Raw genomic sequence first — 20,116 nt, 5'->3', positions numbered from 1 at the left:
CATGTTCTGGGTCCTCCTGCTGCTCCTGGCCTGGGCCGTCGCCGGCACCGCCTGCACCCGGCTGTGCCTGGCCGCCGTACGGACGGCGGCCGCCGACGCGGACGCGGGCCGGGGACACGACCTGACGCTCTACGAGGCCGCGTTCCTGTCCGGAGGACCCGCGCGGGTCGCCGACCTGACGCTGGTGTCGATGGCCCGGGAACGGCGGCTGCTGCTCGCGCACACCGGCTGGGCGACCGTCGTGGACCCGCGCGGGCGGGACGAGATGGAGCGGTCGGTGATAGGGGCCATCGGGCCCGAGGGGCAGTCCCGGATAGCGCCGGTGCGCTCGGCCGCGGCCGACGCGGACGCCGTGCGCAGCCTCGGCGAGGGACTGGTCCGGGCGGGGCTCGCGGTGCCCGACGCGGCGGCGCGGACGACGGTCGCGTCCGGGGTCCGGCAGGTCCGGGCCGCCGCGCTGGCCGTTCTCGGCCTCGGCATGGCCGCCCTCGCCCTGCCCACCCCCACCGGGATGCCGCGCGACCTGGTCGCCGTCTGGTTCGCGCTGCCCCTCACCCTGACCCTGAGCTGCCTGGCCATCGCCCGGGTCGAGGTGCACCCGTACTCGCGCTGGGCCTCCCCGGCCGGGCAGCGGCTGCTCGGCGGGCTGCACCGGCGGGCGAGCCGCACCGCCGACGACCGGTCACTGCTGACCTCCGTCGCCGTCCGGGGCGTCCGCGCCATCGGCGAACCGGAGCTGCGTGCGGCCTTCGCACACCGGGACCAGCCGCCTCGGGAGTGAGCGGGGGCGCATAGGGGGCATTGGCGCCGACACCGCCCGATGGTGCTTGCCTTCCCCACCAACCGGTCGAAATATCCCTTTTATTGCTGTCGAGCAGACGCCGCGGTGCCCCTGCCGCCACGCCACCGGCAGCCGTGCACCGAAGGGATACGCCATGAGAGCCCCCGTCCTGTACTCGGCAGCCGGGTCACTGCTCCTGACCACCCTGGCGGCCGCCCCGGCCGGGAGCGCCGATCGCGTCCCGGGCACGGCGGCGGCCGAACTGCGGGGTACCGCGGTGGCCGCCGCACGCGCGCGCAGGGAAGGCATCGACTTCGGCCGGTGCGCGGCCGACCTGGAGTTCCCCGACACGTTCCAGTGCGGCACACTGAGCGTCCCGCTGGACTACGCGCACCCGGACGGCAAGCGGATCAAACTGACCGTCAGCCGGGTCCGGGCCACCCACAAGGACCCGCACAACAGCAAGCGCAGGGTGCCCAGGCAGGGCGCCCTGGTCTACGACCCGGGCGGCCCCGGCGCCTCCGGCATGGGCTTCCCGATGGTCGGCGTGCTGCCCGAGTGGAAGCGCATCGCCGCCGCCTACGACCTGGTCGGCTACGCCCCGCGGGGTGTGGACCGTTCGGCGCCGCTGTCCTGTGTGGACCCCAGGCACTTCTTCAAGGCGCCGTCGCAGTCGCCGACGCACCCCTCCGAGGCGTACAAGAAGGCCCGGATCAAGGAGGCGCAGGCGTACGCGAAGGGCTGCCTGAAGCGGTCCGGGAACAAGCTGCGCCACTACACCTCCCTCAACAACGCCCGTGACCTGGACGTGCTGCGCGCCGCGCTCGGCGAGCACCGGCTGACCTTCATGGGCGCCTCGTACGGCACCTACTTCGGCGCGCTGTACGCGACCCTGTTCCCCTCGCACGTACGGCGGATGGTGCTGGACTCGGCGGTGGACCCGGACCCGGCGGGGATCTGGTACCGGAACAACCTGCAGCAGTCGGCCGCGTTCGAGAGCCGCTGGGCGGACTACCGGGAGTGGATCGCCCGGCACGACGACGTCTACGGGCTCGGCGACACACCCGCGAAGGTGCAGGCGAGCTACGACCGGGCGAGCAGGCGGCTGGCGGCCAGGGCCGCCGGCGGGAAGGTGGGCCCGGCGCAGCTGCAGGGCGCGTTCCTGTCGGCCGGGTACTACGACGACTACTGGCCGAGCCGCGCCCTGGCGCTGTCGAAGTACCTGAAGGGGGACGCGAAGCCGCTGATCCGGCTGGCCGCGCCGGCGCCGGGCTCGGCCGCCGCGGCGGAGAACGGCAACGCGGTCTACACGGCCGTCGAGTGCAACGACGCGCCCTGGCCGGCGAAGTGGAAGACCTGGAACCGGGACAACACCAGGCTCGCGCGGGTGGCGCCGTTCGAGACCTGGGACAACGCCTTCATGAACCTGCCGTGCGCCTACTGGCCGGTGCCCCGGCAGCGGGCCCTCGACGTCCGCACGGGCCCCGGCGAGCTGCCGCCGACGCTGATCCTGCAGGCCGAGCGGGACGCGGCCACGCCGTACGCGGGTGCGCTGGAGATGAACCGGCGGCTCGCCGACTCGGTGCTCGTGACCGAGCGGGACGCGGGCACGCACGGCATCGGCGGCGGGCCCAACAAGTGTGTCAACGGCTACCTGGAGGCCTACCTGCTGGAGGGCCGGCTCCCCCAGCGGCGCGCGTCGTGCGCCGGGCACCCGGAGCCGAGACCGGCGGTGCCGGCCGGCCAGGCCGGGGGGAAGACCCTGCGGGACTCCCTGAAGGGCAAGGCCGGCCGGCACTGAGCCGCGAGCGGCCTCAGGCCAGGCCAGCGACCAGGTCCGCGATGTCCTTGCGGCGGCCCGTGTAGAACGGGACCTCCTCGCGGACGTGCCGGCGGGCCTCGGAGCCGCGCAGGTGACGCATGAGGTCGACGATGCGATACAGCTCGTCGGCCTCGAAGGCCAGCAGCCACTCGTAGTCGCCGAGGGAGAACGAGGCGACCGTGTTGGCGCGCACGTCCGGGTAGCCGCGGGCCATCTTGCCGTGGTCGGCGAGCATCCGGCGGCGGTCCTCGTCGGGCAGCAGGTACCAGTCGTAGGAGCGCACGAACGGGTACACGCTGACGTAGTTGCGGGGCGTCTCGTCGGCGAGGAAGGCCGGGATGTGCGAGCGGTTGAACTCGGCGGGGCGGTGCAGCGCCATGTTCGACCAGACCGGCTCCAGGGCGCGGCCGAGCCGGGTGCGGCGGAAGAGGTTGTACGCCTCCTGGAGCTGGTCGCTGGTCTCGGCGTGCCACCAGATCATCAGGTCGGCGTCGGCGCGCAGGCCGGACACGTCGTAGGTGCCGCGGACGGTCACGTCCTTGGCGGCGAGCTGGTCGAACAGCTCCTGGACCTCCTCGGCGAAGCCGGCCCGGTCCTCCGGCAGCACGTCCTTCAGCTTGAAGACGGACCACAGGGTGTAGCGGATGACCTCGTTGAGGTCCTTGGCCAGCTTGCCCTTGTTCGGGATCCTGCCGGACTCGGTGGTGGGGGCGTCGTCACTCATGGTTCCTATTCTCCCGCTCCGCCGTGCAGACTCTGCACCGGGGCGGCCGTCAGCGCCTGCACCCCGCGCAGGTCGCCCGCCAGCTGGTCGACGGCCGCGTAGGCGCTCGCGACGCAGGCGGGGATGCCGACCCCGTCGTACTGCGCGCCGCACACCGCGAGCGCCGGCAGCCGGGCGACGTGCTCGCGGATCCGGGCCACACGCGCGTGGTGGCCGACGGGGTACTGGGGCAGGCCGCCGGTCCACCGGGTGACGCGGCTCTTCAGCGGGGTGGCGTCCAGGCCGGTGGCCTCGCGCAGGTCGTGCCGGGAGACGGCGGCCAGGTCGGCGTCGTCGCGGTCGAGGACGGCCGTCTCGCCGTACCGGCCGACCGAGGTGCGCAGGACGACGACGTCCGGGTCCTCGTCGGCGATCCAGCCCCACTTGTGGGAGGCGAAGGTGGACGCCTTGATGGTGCGGCCGTCGACGGGCGGGACGAGGAACCCGCTGCCGGCGGGCAGTTCGGCGTCGGCGCGGCGGTAGGCGAGGGTGATCAGGGCCATGGAGGCGTACTCGACGGCGGCCAGCTCGGCCGCGGCGGCGGGCGCCTCGGCGCGCAGCAGGGCGGCGGCGGCCGGGGCGGGAACGGCGACGACGACCGCGTCGGCGTACAGCACCCGGTCCCCGGCGACGACCCGCCAGACGCCGTGCGCGGGGTCCGGGGCGGCGGGCGGCGGGGCGTCGGCGGCAGGGGTGCCCGGGGCGGCCGTCCCGTCGCGCCGCACCCGCCGCAGCTCCGTCACGGGTGTCCCGGTGAGGATCTCCCCGCCCCGGGCCCGGACCGAGTCGGCGACCGCGAGCGGGAGGGTGCCCACGCCGCCCTCGATGCCCATGAACACCGGGCCCGTCTGCTGGTTCGCGGCCGCCTTCGCCTGGATCTCGCGGACGGCCAGGGTCAGCGAGTCGTGGGTCCTCGCGGCCTGGTAGAGCTGCGGGATGGCCGAGCGCAGCGAGATGCGGTAGGCGTCGCCCGCGTAGACCCCGCCGAGCAGCGGCTCGACCAGCCGGTCGACCACCTCGCGGCCCAGCCGCGCCGCCACGTACTCCCCCACCGCCACGTCGTCGCCGACCTCGGTGCGGGGCAGGTCGGCGTCGCGCTCGATGCGGGCGAGGCCCTCCTCGGAGAGCACCCCGGACAGCGCGGCGGCGGTGCCGGGGACGCCCATGACATGGCCCTTGGGCATGGGGCGCAGGGCGCCCCTGGTCCAGATCGACGCGGTGGCGGTGGCCGGCGGCTGCAGCCGCTCGGCGAGGCCCACCTCACGCGCGAGGGCGACCGCCTCGGGCCGGCGGGCCAGCATCGACTCGGCGCCCAGGTCGACGCGCACCCCCGCGATCTCGCCGGGCAGCAGCTTGCCGCCGACCCTCTCGGACGCCTCCAGCACGGTCACCCGCGCGCCGCGCGCCAGCAGCCGGTGGGCGGCGGCCAGCCCGGCGATGCCGGCTCCGATGACGACGACATGCCCCGTGCCCGTACCCGTTGCGCTCATGGCCCCACTCTCTCAGACCCCACCGACGGCCCCACCCCGCCCCGGTGACGCGGCACCTGGGCGCAACCGCGGTGCCCGCGCCCCGTAGCGTGTTCGCATGAGCATGGACAGTGGGCGGGAACGACTGGTCGTGATCGGCGGTGACGCCGCCGGCATGTCCGCGGCGTCCCAGGCGCGTCGGCTGCGGGGACCTGACGAGTTGGAGATCGTGGCCTTCGAACGCGGTCACTTCAGCTCCTACTCGGCGTGCGGCATCCCGTACTGGGTGGGCGGTGACGTGGCGCAGCGGGACCAGCTGATCGCCCGGTCCCCCGCCGAGCACCGCGCGCGCGACATCGACCTGCGGATGCGTACCGAGGTCACGGAGATCGACGTGGCCGGGAAGCGGGTACGCGCGCGTGCCGTCGATTCCGGCGCCGAGTCCTGGACGTCGTACGACAAGCTCGTCATCGGGACCGGGGCGCGCCCGATCCGCCCGGACATGCCGGGTGCGGACGCTCCGGGCGTGCACGGTGTGCAGACCCTCGACGACGGCCAGGCCCTGCTGGACACGCTGGGACGCACGCGTGGCCGGCGCGCGGTGGTCGTGGGCGCCGGTTACATCGGGGTGGAGATGGCCGAGGCGCTGATCAACCGCGGGTACGAGGTCACGGTCGTCAACCGGGGCAGCGAGCCCATGTCCACGCTCGACCCGGACATGGGCCGTCTGGTGCACAAGGCCATGGAGGGCCTGGGCATCACCATGGTCGACGACACGGAGGTCACCGAGCTGCTCACCGGCGCGGACGGCAGGGTGCGCGCGGTGGCCACGCAGGACGCCGAGTACCCGGCGGACGTGGTGATCCTGGGCATCGGCGTCCGACCCGAGACCGGCCTCGCCGAGGCGGCGGGCCTGCCGCTGGGCCGTCACGGCGGACTGCTGACCGACCTCGCGATGCGGGTGCGGGGCCACGAGGACATCTGGGCGGGCGGCGACTGCGTGGAGGTGCTCAACCTGGTCTCGGGCCAGGAGCAGTACGTCCCGCTGGGCACCCACGCCAACAAGCACGGGCAGGTCATCGGCACCAACGTGGGCGGGGGCTACGCCACGTTCCCGGGCGTCGTCGGCACGGCGGTGAGCAAGGTCTGCGACCTGGAGATCGCCCGCACCGGCCTGCGCGAGAAGGACGCGCTGCGGGTGGGCCTGCGCTTCGAGACGGTCACCATCGAGTCCACGAGCCGCGCCGGCTACTACCCCGGCGCGAGCCCCATGACCGTCAAGATGCTCGCGGAACGCCGCACGGGCCGCCTGCTGGGCGTCCAGATCGTCGGACGGGAGGGCGCGGGCAAGCGGGTCGACATCGCGGCGGTCGCCCTGACCGCCCACATGACGGTGGAACAGATGACGGCCCTGGACCTGGGCTACGCCCCGCCGTTCTCCCCCGTGTGGGACCCCGTACTGGTGGCGGCGAGGAAGGCCGCAGCAAAGGTGCGGGCTTTCTAGCGGGCGCCACGGATACCCACCCAGGGGCGGTGGGGCACCCCCGGCCGAAGGCTGGGGGAGGAACCGCGCGACCAGCCCCCCACGCCCCCGCACTCCGCAGCGGGCCCTAAGCCGTCCCGCTGATCCGCGGCAGAGAAGTGACCCCGGCCCCTCCCGGCGCGGCCGCGCCAGCACCCTGCTGCTCGGCCCCGGGACGGGCGTGCGCCGCCGCGGGCCGGGTCGACCGCAGCCGGTTGCTCACCGCCTCGTCCAGCGTCACCGGCCGCTGCATCTGCGCCGCCAGCCGCCCGGCCTCCTGGCCGAGGCGTGCCACGTCCTCCCAGGGAAGCCGCACGACAAGGGAGAGCTCCGCCTCGCCGTCGGGCAGGGCCTGCATGGGAGGGAACGCCTGAGGAGCAACCCGCTCGTTCATCGCCTGTCCTTACGTCGCCTGAACCAGAAGTCGGTTGCACAGACATACGCACGCGGCCGGTGCGACGTTCACATGAACGCCCGGCTTTGGCCCGGCACTCCCTGGGCACTACTTAGCTGTGGTCATTCCCGTCCATGACGTCAACCCGGTGCGCCGCACGCCGTACGTGACGTACGCGCTGATCGCCGCGAACGTCCTCGTGTTCCTGTCCACCCCCGGCATAGCCGGCTCCGTGGCCGGCGGCAGCGACCTGGCACAGCTGTGCCACCTGCAGGCCTTCACGGACCACTACGCGGCGGTCCCCAGAGAGCTGATCCACCATCAACTGCCGCAGCTCGTACCGACCGGGGAGGTGGGCGTCGGCCGGCACGGCGCCGGGTGCGTCGTCGGCCCGCCGACCTACCACAAGTCGCCGGCGCTGTCCGTCCTCACGGCGATGTTCCTGCACGGCAGCTGGCTGCACCTGCTGGGCAACATGCTGTTCCTGCTGATCTTCGGCAACAACGTCGAGGACCGGATGGGGCACATCCGGTTCCTCCTCTTCTACGTCTTCTGCGGCTACGCGGCCGGCTACGGCTTCGCGCTCCTGAACGCGTCCTCGGGCGACCCGCTGATCGGCGCGTCCGGCGCGATCGCCGGCGTCCTGGGCGCCTATCTGGTGCTCTACCCGAGGGCCAGGGTGTGGGTCCTGGTGCCCTTCCTGATCTTCCTGCCGCTACGGCTGCCCGCCTGGCTGGTGCTGGGCTTCTGGTTCGTGCTCCAGGCCGTGTACTCGTCCGGGGAGGGCGTCTCGGACGCGGGCACCGTGGCGTACGCGGCGCACGTCGTCGGCTTCCTGGTCGGCATGCTGCTCGCCTGGCCGCTCAAGCCGGGCACGCCCCCGCCGCCGGAGCCGCGCGGCCTGCTGTTCGGCAGGCGGGCACGGCCCCGGCACGGCTGGTAGCGGACCGGGTCAGCGGGCGCTCTGGGTGTGGACGTACTCCACGAGGCGGGTCAGGGCGTCCGGGTCGGTGGACGGCATCACACCGTGGCCCAGGTTGAAGACGTGCCCTTCGAGACCGGCGGCCGCGTCGAGCACCTCGCGGGCCTTGGTCTCCACCGCTTCCGTGCCGGCGAACAGGACGGCGGGGTCGAGGTTGCCCTGGAGCGCCTTGCCGGGGCCGACCCGGCGGGCGGCCTCGTCGAGCGGGACCCGGTAGTCGACACCGACGACGTCCGCGCCGGCCTCGCCCATGAGGCCCAGCAGCTCGCCGGTGCCGACGCCGAAGTGGATGCGCGGGACGCCGTACCCGGAGACCGCGTCGAAGATCTTCGCGGAGGCGGGCAGGACCGAGCGGCGGTAGTCGGCGGGGGCGAGCGCGCCGGCCCAGGAGTCGAAGAGCTGGACGGCGGAGGCGCCGGCCTCGATCTGCACCTTCAGGAACGCGGCCGTGATGTCGGCGAGACGGTCGAGCAGGTCGGCCCAGAGCTCGGGGTCGCCGTACATGATCGCCTTGGCGTTCTCGTACGTGCGCGAGGGACCGCCCTCGATCAGGTAGCTCGCGAGGGTGAAGGGGGCGCCGGCGAAACCGATCAGCGGGGTCGCGCCGAGTTCGGCGGTGAGCAGACCGACCGCCTCGGTGACGAAGGAGACGTCCTCGGGGGTGAGGTCGCGGAGCCGCGCGAGGTCCGCGCGGGTGCGGATCGGGTCCGCGACGACCGGGCCGACGCCGGGCTTGATGTCGACATCGATACCGATGGCCTTGAGCGGGACGACGATGTCGCTGAAGTAGATCGCCGCGTCCACGCGGTGCCGGCGCACGGGCTGGAGGGTGATCTCGGCGATCAGCTCGGGCCGCGTGCACGACTCGAGCATCGGGACGCCCTCGCGCACCTTGTGGTACTCCGGCAGCGAGCGGCCGGCCTGCCGCATGAACCACACGGGGGTGTGGGGCACGGGTTCGCGCCTGCACGCCTTCAGGAAGGCACTGTCGTACGTCGCTGTCGGCTGCTGCTGGCCCGCGGGGCTTCCGTTCGCACTCACGACGGCAAGTCTCGCACGCCTCGGGAGCCGGTCCCGCGGCGCCCTTACATGGTCCTTAGGTGGTGTCTCTCCCTGCGCGAAGGCGTCGTTCCCCTTACTCTTCCCCGCATGGCTGCGGCTCAGGGACGACTGTCGGACGGCGCTGGCGGGATGGGCGAGGGTAAGGGCACCGGGGAGGGTGACGGACATACGGGGAGTACGGCGCCACCGCCGCCGGCGGCCTTCCGGGCCGCGGTCGACGCGCTGCGCGGCGCCCGGCTGCGGCCGCAGGTCGAGGTGGAGCCGACGCCCGCGCCACAGCGCCTCGCGCCGTTCGCGTACGCCGTCGAGGCCGCGGTGGTCGACGGCGACCAGGACCTCGCCGACGGCCGGCTGGTGCTGCTGCACGACCCGGCCGGGCACGACGCCTGGCGCGGTACGTTCCGGCTGGTCACGCTGGTCCGTGCGGAGCTGGAGCCGGAGATGGCGGCCGATCCGCTGCTGCCCGACGTCTGCTGGTCCTGGCTGACCGGGGCGCTCCAGGCCCGGGGGCTGTCGTACGGGGAGCCGAGCGGGACCGTCACGCGGGCGAGCTCGCACTACTTCGGCGGGCTGTCCGAACGCCCGGCCGCCTCGCAGATCGAGATCCGGGCCTCCTGGACGCCCCGGGAGGGCCGCACCGGCGTCCCGGACACCGCGGCGCACCTGGCCTCCTGGTGCGATCTGCTGGCGCAGGTGGCGGGGCTGCCGCCGGCCGGTCCCGGCGACGCCTCGGTGGTCACCCTGCCGCAGCGCCGCGACCCGCAGGCGCGCTGACCCCTCCGCAGGCGCGCCGACCCGTCCACGTGCGTCCCGTCGACTCACCCTTCATTGACCATCTCTTTGTCGATACGGCCACTTTCTGTCCCGTACCGCAACGGCCCGAACCGATTCGATCTTCGGATGATCGATCGCGTGTCCGAATTGCACGTATTGTTACTCACCAGATCGTGATCATTCTCTAAAGGCGGACGGGTTTGGTGCCGAAGACGACTGTGACCTTGAAAGCACGGTTCGTCCCGGCTTCTTCCCCACAAGCCGGCCCCGTCCCCCCACCCAGGAGGCCTGGTGTCCGTTCTCCTAGAGCAGCCCGCAAGCCTGGTCGCCTACCGCCCGAACAAGCCCACCGCCATGGTGGTCGTGGCCGACCCCCGCGTACGTTCCACCGTCACCCGCCACCTGTGGGCGCTCGGCGTGCGCGACGTCATCGAGGCCTCGTCCATCGCGGAGGCTCGTCCCCGCATCGGCAACCCCCGCGACATCTGCGTCGCCGACGTCCACCTTCCCGACGGCTCCGGCCTGACCCTCCTGTCCGAGACCCGCGCGGCGGGCTGGCCCAACGGCCTGGCCCTGTCCGCGGCCGACGACATCGGCGCCGTGCGCAACGCCCTGGCCGGCGGGGTCAAGGGCTACGTCGTCACCGGTACCCGCACCAACATCGGGCTCCCCACCCGACCGGGTGCCGCCCCCATCGGTTCCGCCGCCCGCATGCACCGCCGTCCCCCGGGTGCCCCGAGCCACCCGGGTGGCTACCGCGAGCTCTCCGGCCGTGAGGTCGAGGTGCTCCGACTGGTCGCGGAGGGCCAGTCGAACAAGGCGATCGGCGTCTCGATGGGACTGTCCGCCCTCACCGTCAAGAGCCACCTCGCCCGTATCGCCCGCAAGCTCGGCACGGGCGACCGGGCCGGGATGGTCGCCGTGGCCCTGCGCACCGGCATCATCCACTGATCCTCGTGGATCCCGTCACGTGAACCGGGTCGGCCGCAGGTCCGGTGTCACGTCGTATCCCGCTGTCCCCCGTTCGTGCATCTGATCTTCCCTCGACCTGACTGGTTTACGACCCCCCGGCGCCCGTGGACGGAACGTTCCGTCGACGGGCGCCGTCCACACACAGATACCCTTGACAGGTGACCGACGCCCAAGACACCGCAGCAGACAGTTCACTGCGCACCACCGGGGGCACTCCCCCGGACGACGCCGAGTCTTCTGCGACGGAGGCGCCGATCCCCCTGCTGGAACCGCGCGAGGGCATTCCGCCCGTGGTCGCCGACGAGGCCGCGCTCGCGCGCGTGATCGCCGCGTTCGCCGCCGGTTCCGGTCCCGTCGCCGTCGACGCGGAGCGTGCGTCCGGCTACCGCTACGGACAGCGCGCCTACCTGGTCCAGCTGCGCCGCGAGGGCGCCGGTACCGCGCTGATCGACCCGGTCGCCTGCCCCGACCTCTCCGGTCTCGGCGAGGCGCTGGCCGGCGTCGAGTGGGTACTGCACGCGGCCACCCAGGACCTGCCCTGTCTGCGCGAGATAGGCATGCTGCCCAGCAGCCTGTTCGACACCGAGCTGGCCGGCCGGCTCGCCGGGTTCCCCCGGGTCGGGCTCGGCGCGATGGTCGAGGGCGTGCTCGGGTTCGTGCTGGAGAAGGGCCACTCCGCCGTCGACTGGTCGACCCGCCCGCTGCCCGAGCCGTGGCTGCGGTACGCGGCACTCGACGTCGAACTGCTGGTCGACCTGCGGGACGCCCTGGAGAAGGAGCTCGAACGGCAGGGGAAGCTGGAGTGGGCGCGGCAGGAGTTCGACGCGATCGCGGCCGCGCCGCCGGCCGAGCCCAGGAAGGAGCCCTGGCGCCGGACGTCCGGGATGCACAAGGTGCGGCGGCGCCGGCAGCTGGCCGTGGTGCGGGAGCTGTGGGAGACGCGGGACCGGATCGCGCAGAAGCGGGACGTGTCGCCGGGCAAGGTGCTCAGCGACGCGGCGATCGTCGAGGCGGCGCTCGGCCTCCCGCCGAACGTGCACGCCCTCGCCGGGCTGAACGGGTTCGGGCACCGGATGGGCCGACGCCAGCTGGAGCAGTGGCAGAGCGCGGTGGACCGCGCCAGGGCGCTGCCGGACGCCGCGCTGCCGCAGCCGGGTCAGCCGGTCACGGGGCCGCCCCCGCCGCGGGCGTGGGCCGACAAGGACCCCGTCGCGGCGGCCCGGTTGTCCGCGGCGCGCGCCGCGGTGTCGGCGCTGGCCGAGCAGCTCACCATGCCGCAGGAGAACCTGATCGCGCCGGACACCGTACGGCGGCTCTGCTGGGAACCGCCGCGGGTGGTGGACGCCGAGTCGGTCGGGGCGGCGCTGGAGGGGTACGGCGCACGCCCGTGGCAGGTCGAGCAGGTGACCCCGGCCCTGGTGACGGCGCTGACCCCGTAGGTGTGCCGGCCGACCGGGCCCTGAGCCGCTCCCGGCTCCGGGACGCGTGCCCTTCCCGGACCGGGCCGGATCAGTCCCCCGCGTCCCGGACGGAGGAGCCTGCCGGGCCCGGGTCCCCGTCGGGGGCGTCTTCCGGGTCCGGGTCCGGGTCGCCGTCGGGGGCGGTCTCCGGGGCCGGGTCGGGGGTGGCTTCCAGGAACGCCGTGTAGAGGTGTTTGCCCCGGGCCACCGAGAAGTCCATCTCCGGCAGCACCTCCGGGACCGCGATCGCGGTCACCAGGTTGCGGTACATGCGCGAGACCCGCGCCTCCACGTTCCCCAGGTGCCGGTCGAGGGTGTTCGAGATCAGCACCACCCCGGCCCAGTTCCCCGCGAGCTGGTAGGCCTGCTCCGCCACGTCGACGAAGGGTTTCAGCTCGCCGCGCCGCCGGGCCTCGGTGAGCTGCCCGGTGTTGAAGACGATCCAGTCCGGCCACGGAGTCCCGTAGGTCTCCGGCGCGCTGCTGTGGAACGACAGCATCAGGGCGGCCTGCAGTGCGCTCTCGTGGGAGATCCGGTGCGCCAGGATCATGCCGATGTCGACCACTTCCTGGAGCTTGAGCCGCTGCTCCCGCAGCCCGTCCATGCTCAGCGTGTCCGTCATGATGGCGCTCGCCACGTCGAGCTTCCCGCCGGGGAAGTGCCGGTAGAAGGCTCCCTTGCTGGTGCGCGCCGCCGTGATCAGGTCGCTGACCGAGGCCCCTTCGTAGCTCTCCGCGACGAACAGCGCGCCGGCCGTGTCGAGGATGCGCTGCCTGGTGTCGAGGGCACGCTGTTGCCGACGTCGCGGCCTGCGCGGGTTGGTCATGCACTCTCCCGGATGGCTCCACCGATTCCCCGGCCAAGGAATACCAGACGGACGGGCCCCCGACCGACGCCTGCTTGACGCCACCGCACCTGAGTTCCAGACTTGACGGCGGCAGAAGGGACCGATCGGTCCCTTCTGGCATCGTACAGCGCAGAGCAGCACGGAGATTTCACCGGTTTTCCAGGTGAAGACTGCTGAGACAGACGGGACCGATCGGTCCCAACAAGGCCGGGAGCACTGCAATGAGCGTCTCCGACACCGTCGGCACCCTGGCGGTGATCGCCCCGTACGACGCCGGGAACGCCGGTCCGCTCGGGTACGCCCGACTCGGCTGGCGGACGGTGGCCGTCGTACCGGAGCCCCGGCTGCGGCCGCCGGCGTACCGGAACGCCACGGTGGCCGCGGGGTACACCGGCACGGTCGTGCACCGGGGGGTGCGGCAGACGGTCAAGGCGTTGCGGGCCCTCGGGGTGTCCGCCGTCGTGGCGGCCGGTGCGGGGGGCGTCGAACCGGCCGAGCGGATCGCCTGGCAGCTCGGCCTCCCCGGGGCGGACCCGGCCACCTCCCCGCTGCGGTACGACCGCGGGGCACAGGCGGCCCGGCTGTCCCGGCTGGGGATACCCGTCCTGCGGGGCGTCCGTACGACCAGTCCCGCCGCCGCGACGGCCTGGGCGCGGGCCTGTCCCCTGCCCGGCTACCTGCTCGCGCCGGCGACGGCCGGATCCCCGGTCAAGCCGGTGGAGTGCGCGGACGCGCTCCAGGTCACCGCGGCCTGGCAGGCCGTACGGGACGCGGCCGTCCGTTACTCCGGCAGCCCGGACCTGGTGCTGACCGAGCGGCCGCCGCCCCGCCGGTTCACGGTCCGCACCGTCACCCGGCCGGGCCCCGACGGCCGCCCCGAGCACGTGGTCACCGCGGTGCGGGCGCACGCCCGCACCGGCCACGGCCGACCGGACCGCGCGGCCCGGCTCCTCGCGCACCGCACCGCGCGGGTGCTCGACGCGCTCGGCGTGGTCTGCGGTCCGGCCACCACCCGGTTCGCCCTCGGGGCCGACGACGAGCCGCTGCTGGTGGACTCGCTCGCCGCCGGCACAGCCTCACCACTCCCCCTCCTCCCAGGACAGTCCATGACCGAATGGCCACCGCCCGCCATCGCGCGCCCCGCCGACGTGCCGCCCACCGTGACGCAGAACGCCCGCATCCTGGAGCTGCGCGCACCGCGCGAGGAACCGTCCGTCCCGCCCTGGACGGCTCATCTCGTGGCGCCCCGCACGGCAGGGAGGATCACGGAGGTCGAGATCACGCCATGATGGGGCGCTTCGGCGAAGGCCTTCTCGTGTGACCTTCGCCGCTCCCGCCGCCAGGGGTGGGCAGTCACGTTACTGATAAGTAGCATGGGGCTGAGCGCGCGCTCAGCGCGGCCGCAGCAGTGCAGACCCGCATCTGGAGGAGAGCCATCGTGCCTCGTACCGTCAGGGACGTCGTCTTCGTCGACGGCGTCCGCACCCCGTTCGGCAAGGCGGGCCCGAAGGGCATCTACCACGAGACCCGTGCCGACGACCTCGTCGTGAAGGCGATCCGGGAGCTGCTGCGCCGCAACCCCGGCCTGGACACCAAGAAGATCGACGAGGTCGCCATCGCCGCGACCACCCAGATCGGCGACCAGGGTCTGACCATCGGCCGTACCGCGGGCATCCTGGCGGGTCTGCCGCAGTCCGTGCCCGGCTACTCCATCGACCGCATGTGCGCCGGCGCCCTGACCGCCGTCACCACGGTCGCCGGTTCCGTCGCCTTCGGCGCGTACGACGTCGCCATCGCCGGCGGTGTCGAGCACATGGGCCGCCACCCGATGGGCGAGGGCGTGGACCCGAACCCGCGGTTCGTCAGCGAGAAGCTGGTCGACGAGTCGGCGCTGTTCATGGGCATGACCGCGGAGAACCTGCACGACCGCTACCCGGCGATCACGAAGCGGCGCGCGGACGAGTACGCGGTGCGCTCGCAGGAGAAGGCCGCCAAGGCGTACGCCAACGGCAAGATCCAGGCCGACCTGGTGCCGATCTCGGTGCGCCGCACCAACCCTGAGGGCGGCGAGACCGGTTGGGGTCTGGTCACCGCCGACGAGCCGATGCGCCCGGGGACCACCCTGGAGAACCTCTCGGGTCTGAAGACGCCGTTCCGCGTCCACGGCCGGGTCACCGCCGGTAACGCGGCCGGCCTGAACGACGGTGCGACCGCCTCGATCATCGCCTCCGAGGACTTCGCCCGCGAGAACAACCTGCCGGTGAAGATGCGTCTCGTGGCGTACTCCTTCGCGGGTGTCGAGCCCGAGGTCATGGGCTACGGCCCGATCCCGGCGACCGAGAAGGCCCTCGCGCAGGCCGGGCTGTCCATCTCCGACATCGGCCTGTTCGAGATCAACGAGGCCTTCGCCGTCCAGGTGCTGGCCTTCCTCGACCACTACGGCATCGCGGACGACGACGAGCGCGTCAACCAGTACGGCGGCGCCATCGCCTTCGGTCACCCGCTGGCCTCCTCGGGTGTGCGTCTGATGACGCAGCTGGCCCGCCAGTTCGAGGAGCAGCCGCACGTCCGCTACGGCCTGACCACCATGTGCGTCGGCTTCGGCATGGGCGCGACGGTCATCTGGGAGAACCCGCACTTCGAGGGGGACAAGTGAGCACCACCGCCGAGCTTCTGAAGCAGGCCTCCGACCTGTTCCCCGACGAGGTCGTGACGTCGGCGCACGTACGCCACTTCGACCTCCCGTTCGGGGCCGGCCGGTTCGCGCTGATCACCCTGGACAACGGCCTGGACCACACCAAGCCCACCACCTTCGGCCCCGCGTCGCTGGCGAACCTCAACACCGCCGTCGACCAGGTGGAGAAGGAGGCCGCCGACGGCACCATCGTCGGTGTCGGTGTCACCGGCAAGCCGTTCATCTTCGCCGTCGGCGCCGACCTCAAGGGCGTCGAGCTGCTCAAGGAGCACGAGCACGCGCTCGCCATCGGCAAGGGCGGCCACGAGGTCTTCAAGCGCCTCGCGGGCCTCGCGGTGCCGACCTTCGCGTACTACAACGGTGCCGCGATGGGCGGTGGCGTCGAGGTCGGTCTGCACTGCGAGTACCGCACGGTGTCCAAGGCCATCCCGGCGTTCTCCCTCCCCGAGGTCTTCCTCGGCCTGGTGCCCGGCTGGGGCGGCTGCACGCTGCTGCCGAACCTGATCGGCGCCGACAAGGCCGTCTCGGTCATCATCGAGAACAGCCTCAACCAGAACAAGCAGCTGAAGGGCCAGCAGGTCTTCGACCTCGGCATCGCCGACGCCCTCTTCGAGGGCGCCGACTTCCTGGAGCAGTCGCTGATCTGGACCGCCCAGGTGCTGAAGGGCGACATCACGGTGGAGCGCCCGGTGATCGACCGCGGCGAGGCCTGGGACCAGGCCGTCGCGCGCGGCCGGTTCGTCGCCGACTCCAAGGTGCACGGGGCGGCCCCGGCCGCCTACCGCGCCCTGGACATCATCGCCGCCGCCAAGAACGGCGACCTCCAGCAGGGCTACGACGCCGAGGACCAGGCCCTCGCCGACCTGATCATGGGCGGTGAACTGCGCGCCGGCATCTACGCGTTCAACCTGGTGCAGAAGCGCGGCAAGCGGCCCGCCGGTGCCCCGGACAAGAACCTGGCGCGCCCGGTCACCAAGGTCGGTGTCGTCGGCGCCGGTCTGATGGCCTCCCAGCTCGCGCTGCTCTTCCTGCGCCGCCTGGAGGTGCCGGTCGTGCTGACCGACATCGACCAGGAGCGCGTCGACAAGGGCGTGGGTTACGTCCACGCCGAGATCGACAAGCTGCTCGGCAAGGGCCGTATCAACCAGGACAAGGCCAACCGCCTCAAGGCCCTGGTCACCGGCGTGCTGGACAAGGCCGAGGGCTTCGCGGACGCCGACTTCATCATCGAAGCGGTGTTCGAGGAGATCGGCGTCAAGCAGCAGGTGTTCGCGGAGGTCGAGGCGGTCGCCCCGGCGCACGCGATCCTCGCCACCAACACCTCCTCGCTGTCGGTGACGGAGATGGCGTCCAAGCTGAAGAACCCCGAGCGGGTCGTGGGCTTCCACTTCTTCAACCCGGTCGCGGTCCTCCCGCTCCTGGAGATCGTGCGCGGCGAGAAGACCGACGACGCGTCCCTCGCGACCGCGTTCGCCGTCGCCAAGAAGCTGAAGAAGACCGCGGTCCTCGTGAAGGACGCCCCGGCGTTCGTCGTGAACCGCATCCTCACCCGCTTCATGGGCGAGATCCAGAACGTCATCGACGAGGGCACCCCGGTCGAGGTCGCGGAGAAGGCGGTGGAGCCCCTCGGCCTGCCGATGTCGCCGCTCGTCCTCCTGGAGCTGGTCGGTCCCGCCATCGGCCTGCACGTCTCGGAGACCCTCAACCGGGCCTTCCCGGACCGCTTCACCGTCTCGCCGAACCTCGCGGCCGTCGTCAAGGCGGGCAAGCGCGGCTTCTACGTGTACGACAGCGGGAAGCCGGAGCTGGACCCCGAGGTCGCCGCGCTGCTCAAGCAGGGCGACTCGGTCCTCAGCGAGGAGCAGGTCCGTGACCGCGTCCTGGACGCCGTCGCCCAGGAGATCGGGCTCATGCTCGACGAGGGTGTCGTCGCGGAGGCGCAGGACATCGACCTGTGCCTGATCACGGGTGCCGGCTGGCCCTTCCACCTGGGCGGCATCACGCCGTACCTGGACCGTGAGGGTGTCTCGGAGCGCGTGAACGGCAAGAAGTTCCTGGCCCCGGGCGTGGCGTCGGTCCCGGCGTAACGGCCGGTCAGCCGCAGGGGGCCTCCGCAGTGCTGCGGAGGCCCCCTGTCGTCGTTCCGGGAAAATGCCGGTTGTCATGAGAAAATCACACACGCGCACAGGTCCGGTGTCCGGCCGCAGGACGCTGCTCGCGGTCGTGGTGGCGCTCGCCGCCCTGGCCGCGGCCCTCTCCTGGCCGGACCGGGACGGGCCGGGCCACACCGACCGCACGTTCCGCGTCTGGCAGTGGAACATCGCGGGGAACGCCCTGCACCACGGCGCCGTCGACGACGGACTGGCCGAGGCCGCCGTCGACTCGATACGCCACCGCGAGGCGGACTTCGTCTCCCTGAACGAGGTCTGCCGGGGTCAGTTCGACCGGATGAGGGAACTCCTCGTCGGCAGCGGGTGGCCCAGCGGTCGCGGGACGTTCGCCCGCTTCGCCGCCACGCGTGCCGCGTCGCCCGGACTGTGCGGTGGCACCGGCGACTACGGGATCGCCCTGTTCAGCAGGGACCCGCTCGGCGCCGCGCGGGAGTACGTCCTGCCCTCCGACGGCACGGCGGAGCACCGGCGGCTGCTGTGCGCGGCGCTGCGGGACGAGTCCCGGATGAAGTTCTGCACCGTGCACATCACCACCAGCAACGCCGTGGTCTCCGGGGTTCCCGCCAACGTCCGGCAGCTCCGGGCGGTCCTGAAGGTCCTGGACGGCTTCGACGCGGCCGGCCAGGCGTACATCATCGCCGGCGACTTCAACGCCCAGCCCGACTACGCCCGGCTGAACGCGTTCTACGCTCCCTCGGCGTCCACGGCCGCCAACCCCGCGAACACGGGGAGCCACCGGGAACTGGACGACGCGGACAAGGCCCACTGTCCCGGCTACGGGCAGTGGACGGCACTGGGGACTCCCGGCAGCGCGCCGCCCTGCGGGGGCCGTGCCAAGATCGATGAGATCTTCGTGCGCGAGTCGCGCCTGGCCGGGCCCTACACGGCCGTCGCCCTGTCCGTCCCCACCTCGTGCCGGGGGCTCGTCCGGTGTTCCGACCACCGTGCTCTCGTGGGCACGGTACGGCTGCGCATGCCCTGATCCCCCGGGGTCCGTCCGGTCACCAGCGCCCGTGGAACGGCAGGTGCTCGCACTTCTCGTCCCCGCAGGCCTCGCGGGCGCGGACCGCGGACTCCCGGATCCAGTTGCCCTCCGGAATCCCGTGGATCCTCAGTCGCAGGGAGGCCGGCCGGGAGTGCAGGGCGCTGAACACCGCCACGAAGTCGACCTGGTAGGTGCCGGGCTTCCAGTCGTGCGGGTGGCGCACGCTCCAGGTGCCGTCGTCGCGCACCGGGGCCTCGGCGATCAGCCGGCCGCCCTCCAGCAGCATCACCTTGGTCACGCCGTGGTCGGCGGTGCCGGAGAAGCGCGGCCGCGGACCGCTGAAGGCGCCCTCGCGGGGGCCGAGCACGACCGGGGGCCGGACCTGGTCCCAGACGGTGAAGGGCACCGACGCGACCTCGGTCACGCCGGAGTCCCTGAGCCCGACCGCCTGCAGCAGGTGGTCGCCGCCGGGCCAGCTGACCGCCCGGCGCCACTGCCAGGTACCGGCGGGCCCGACGGAGGTGCCGCCGAGATAGCCGCCGTTCTCGAAGAACAGCAGGTAGGACGTGCCGGGCGGGGCGGTTCCCGCGAACTTGTGCAGCGGGCTGACGATCTTCGAGGCGGTGGGGGCGGCGATCACGGGGGCCGGGCCGGTGATCTGGTTGCCGCCGTAGAGCACGGACTCGGGGTGGGCGACCGTGAACTCCGCGGTCACCGGCGGGTACTCGCCCGCACCGAGGCGGTCGGGGTCGACGAGGCCCGGCGGCAGGGTGCGGGCGTGCGGGAGCGCGGAGCAGAGGATGCGGGCCACCTCGCGGGCACCGGCCTCGTTGAAGTGGGTCGAGTCGACGATGCCCTCGGGGTGGTGGGGGTGCTCGCCCGGGTCGGTCCAGCGGAAGAGGCCCCGCGCCCGGGTGGGGCCGAGCTCCTGCAGCAACCGCGTGGTGTAGTGGTTCAGGTCGACGAGGTCGGCGCCTGTGGCCGCCGCGACCTCTCGGATCACGTCCGGGTAGACGTCGTGGGTGTTCAGGACGTTGCCCTGGACGTCGAAGACACAGCGCGCCGTCGGGGTGAGCAGCAGCGGCACGGCTCCCTCACCGCGGATCGCGTCCACGTAGAGCCGCAGGAACTCGGTGAACTCGCGGGGGCTGTGGTAGCGCAACGGCACGTTGACCCGCTGTTCGACGGCGCCGAAGTCGATGGCCACGACGTCCCCGGGGACGAGCGAGTTGAGCAGGCTCGCCATCCGCTCGGTGTAGTAGGTCCGCGCGGTCATGGCGTCGCGGGCGTAGTTCTTGACCTCGTGGTGACCGGAGAGGAACTCCTCGACGTACTGGCCCCAGCCGGCCATGGGCGCCTCCTCCGGTCTCCGGGAGGTGGCCACGGAGTTGCCCAGGATGCAGAAGGTGTTCATGGT

General features: G+C 72.7%; 17 protein-coding genes. 11 read left to right on the top strand and 6 right to left on the bottom strand.

Features of this window, described 5'->3' with window-relative positions; genetic code table 11:
* Position 1 precedes the first annotated feature (1 nt).
* Positions 2-781, top strand: a complete 780-nt coding sequence (locus tag AB0G52_RS01975; protein WP_361332797.1) for a TIGR04222 domain-containing membrane protein — start codon at positions 2-4, stop codon at positions 779-781.
* 154 nt (positions 782-935) lie between these two features.
* Positions 936-2,582, top strand: coding sequence for an alpha/beta hydrolase (locus tag AB0G52_RS01970; RefSeq protein WP_361332795.1), 1,647 nt, complete (start codon positions 936-938; stop codon positions 2,580-2,582).
* 13 nt (positions 2,583-2,595) lie between these two features.
* Here AB0G52_RS01970 and hemQ read toward each other — a convergent pair whose 3' ends face one another.
* The gene (gene hemQ / locus AB0G52_RS01965; RefSeq protein ID WP_132890127.1) at positions 2,596-3,327 is read right to left on the bottom strand and encodes a hydrogen peroxide-dependent heme synthase; all 732 of its coding nucleotides are present in this window, start codon (positions 3,325-3,327) and stop codon (positions 2,596-2,598) included.
* A 5-nt stretch (positions 3,328-3,332) separates the two neighbouring features.
* Complete coding sequence (hemG, locus tag AB0G52_RS01960) at positions 3,333-4,856, bottom strand: protoporphyrinogen oxidase (protein ID WP_361332792.1); 1,524 nt, start codon at positions 4,854-4,856, stop codon at positions 3,333-3,335.
* Between the two features lie 97 nt (positions 4,857-4,953).
* Here hemG and AB0G52_RS01955 point away from each other — a divergent pair, with 97 nt between their 5' ends.
* A complete protein-coding gene (locus AB0G52_RS01955) occupies positions 4,954-6,339 on the top strand; it encodes an FAD-dependent oxidoreductase (RefSeq protein WP_132890129.1) in 1,386 nt (461 codons plus the stop codon).
* Positions 6,340-6,445: 106 nt separating this feature from the next.
* On the opposite strand, the gene AB0G52_RS01950 is transcribed toward AB0G52_RS01955, so the two are convergent.
* A complete protein-coding gene (locus AB0G52_RS01950) occupies positions 6,446-6,751 on the bottom strand; it encodes a hypothetical protein (protein WP_207921781.1) in 306 nt (101 codons plus the stop codon).
* 118 nt (positions 6,752-6,869) lie between these two features.
* Here AB0G52_RS01950 and AB0G52_RS01945 point away from each other — a divergent pair, with 118 nt between their 5' ends.
* A complete protein-coding gene (locus AB0G52_RS01945; RefSeq protein ID WP_132890130.1) occupies positions 6,870-7,694 on the top strand; it encodes a rhomboid family intramembrane serine protease in 825 nt (274 codons plus the stop codon).
* Between the two features lie 9 nt (positions 7,695-7,703).
* On the opposite strand, the gene hemE is transcribed toward AB0G52_RS01945, so the two are convergent.
* Positions 7,704-8,774 (bottom strand): uroporphyrinogen decarboxylase, encoded by a 1,071-nt coding sequence (gene hemE, locus AB0G52_RS01940; protein WP_132890131.1) that lies wholly within the window; start codon positions 8,772-8,774, stop codon positions 7,704-7,706.
* 108 nt (positions 8,775-8,882) lie between these two features.
* On the opposite strand from hemE, the gene AB0G52_RS01935 reads away from it, so the two are divergent.
* From AB0G52_RS01935 to AB0G52_RS01925, 3 genes are all read left to right on the top strand, one after another.
* Positions 8,883-9,569 carry a DUF3000 domain-containing protein gene (locus AB0G52_RS01935; protein ID WP_132890132.1) on the top strand — a complete coding sequence of 229 codons (687 nt, stop codon included), beginning with the start codon at positions 8,883-8,885 and terminating at the stop codon, positions 9,567-9,569.
* Between the two features lie 291 nt (positions 9,570-9,860).
* Positions 9,861-10,520, top strand: a complete 660-nt coding sequence (locus AB0G52_RS01930; protein ID WP_005481878.1) for a response regulator transcription factor — start codon at positions 9,861-9,863, stop codon at positions 10,518-10,520.
* A 179-nt stretch (positions 10,521-10,699) separates the two neighbouring features.
* Complete coding sequence (locus tag AB0G52_RS01925) at positions 10,700-11,980, top strand: ribonuclease D (RefSeq protein WP_132890133.1); 1,281 nt, start codon at positions 10,700-10,702, stop codon at positions 11,978-11,980.
* A gap of 70 nt (positions 11,981-12,050) precedes the next feature.
* Here AB0G52_RS01925 and AB0G52_RS01920 read toward each other — a convergent pair whose 3' ends face one another.
* Positions 12,051-12,827: a TetR/AcrR family transcriptional regulator gene (locus AB0G52_RS01920; protein ID WP_361332785.1), complete on the bottom strand. Its 777-nt coding sequence runs from the start codon at positions 12,825-12,827 to the stop codon at positions 12,051-12,053.
* Between the two features lie 242 nt (positions 12,828-13,069).
* On the opposite strand from AB0G52_RS01920, the gene AB0G52_RS01915 reads away from it, so the two are divergent.
* The 4 genes from AB0G52_RS01915 (at position 13,070) to AB0G52_RS01900 (ending at position 18,696) form a co-directional block, all read left to right on the top strand.
* The gene (locus AB0G52_RS01915; protein ID WP_361332782.1) at positions 13,070-14,137 is read left to right on the top strand and encodes a hypothetical protein; all 1,068 of its coding nucleotides are present in this window, start codon (positions 13,070-13,072) and stop codon (positions 14,135-14,137) included.
* A 149-nt stretch (positions 14,138-14,286) separates the two neighbouring features.
* Positions 14,287-15,504: an acetyl-CoA C-acyltransferase gene (locus AB0G52_RS01910; protein WP_361332779.1), complete on the top strand. Its 1,218-nt coding sequence runs from the start codon at positions 14,287-14,289 to the stop codon at positions 15,502-15,504.
* Positions 15,501-17,630 (top strand): 3-hydroxyacyl-CoA dehydrogenase NAD-binding domain-containing protein, encoded by a 2,130-nt coding sequence (locus AB0G52_RS01905; protein WP_361332777.1) that lies wholly within the window; start codon positions 15,501-15,503, stop codon positions 17,628-17,630. Before AB0G52_RS01910 ends, AB0G52_RS01905 begins: the two co-directional genes overlap by 4 nt.
* 76 nt (positions 17,631-17,706) lie before the next feature.
* Positions 17,707-18,696, top strand: coding sequence for an endonuclease/exonuclease/phosphatase family protein (locus AB0G52_RS01900; protein WP_361332774.1), 990 nt, complete (start codon positions 17,707-17,709; stop codon positions 18,694-18,696).
* A 19-nt stretch (positions 18,697-18,715) separates the two neighbouring features.
* Here the strand turns inward: AB0G52_RS01900 and AB0G52_RS01895 are convergent, their stop codons facing one another.
* Positions 18,716-20,113 (bottom strand): hypothetical protein, encoded by a 1,398-nt coding sequence (locus AB0G52_RS01895; protein ID WP_361332771.1) that lies wholly within the window; start codon positions 20,111-20,113, stop codon positions 18,716-18,718.
* Positions 20,114-20,116 lie beyond the last annotated feature (3 nt).

It is taken from the genome of Streptomyces sp. NPDC021562, from assembly GCF_040640875.1.
GTDB lineage: Bacteria > Actinomycetota > Actinomycetes > Streptomycetales > Streptomycetaceae > Streptomyces.
The sequence above is the reverse complement of the archived record's forward strand: the minus strand, read 5'-3'. Positions and strand labels throughout refer to the sequence as shown.

What these genes read in the sequence shown, in the direction of transcription:
- AB0G52_RS01975 (WP_361332797.1), top strand. Translation starts at nt 2, where the DNA reads ATGTTCTGGGTCCTCCTGCTGCTCCTGGCCTGGGCCGTCGCCGGCACC.
- AB0G52_RS01970 (WP_361332795.1), top strand. Translation starts at nt 936, where the DNA reads ATGAGAGCCCCCGTCCTGTACTCGGCAGCCGGGTCACTGCTCCTGACC.
- hemQ (WP_132890127.1), bottom strand. Translation starts at nt 3,327, where the DNA reads ATGAGTGACGACGCCCCCACCACCGAGTCCGGCAGGATCCCGAACAAG.
- hemG (WP_361332792.1), bottom strand. Translation starts at nt 4,856, where the DNA reads ATGAGCGCAACGGGTACGGGCACGGGGCATGTCGTCGTCATCGGAGCC.
- AB0G52_RS01955 (WP_132890129.1), top strand. Translation starts at nt 4,954, where the DNA reads ATGAGCATGGACAGTGGGCGGGAACGACTGGTCGTGATCGGCGGTGAC.
- AB0G52_RS01950 (WP_207921781.1), bottom strand. Translation starts at nt 6,751, where the DNA reads ATGAACGAGCGGGTTGCTCCTCAGGCGTTCCCTCCCATGCAGGCCCTG.
- AB0G52_RS01935 (WP_132890132.1), top strand. Translation starts at nt 8,883, where the DNA reads ATGGCTGCGGCTCAGGGACGACTGTCGGACGGCGCTGGCGGGATGGGC.
- AB0G52_RS01920 (WP_361332785.1), bottom strand. Translation starts at nt 12,827, where the DNA reads ATGACCAACCCGCGCAGGCCGCGACGTCGGCAACAGCGTGCCCTCGAC.
- AB0G52_RS01915 (WP_361332782.1), top strand. Translation starts at nt 13,070, where the DNA reads ATGAGCGTCTCCGACACCGTCGGCACCCTGGCGGTGATCGCCCCGTAC.
- AB0G52_RS01900 (WP_361332774.1), top strand. Translation starts at nt 17,707, where the DNA reads ATGAGAAAATCACACACGCGCACAGGTCCGGTGTCCGGCCGCAGGACG.
- AB0G52_RS01895 (WP_361332771.1), bottom strand. Translation starts at nt 20,113, where the DNA reads ATGAACACCTTCTGCATCCTGGGCAACTCCGTGGCCACCTCCCGGAGA.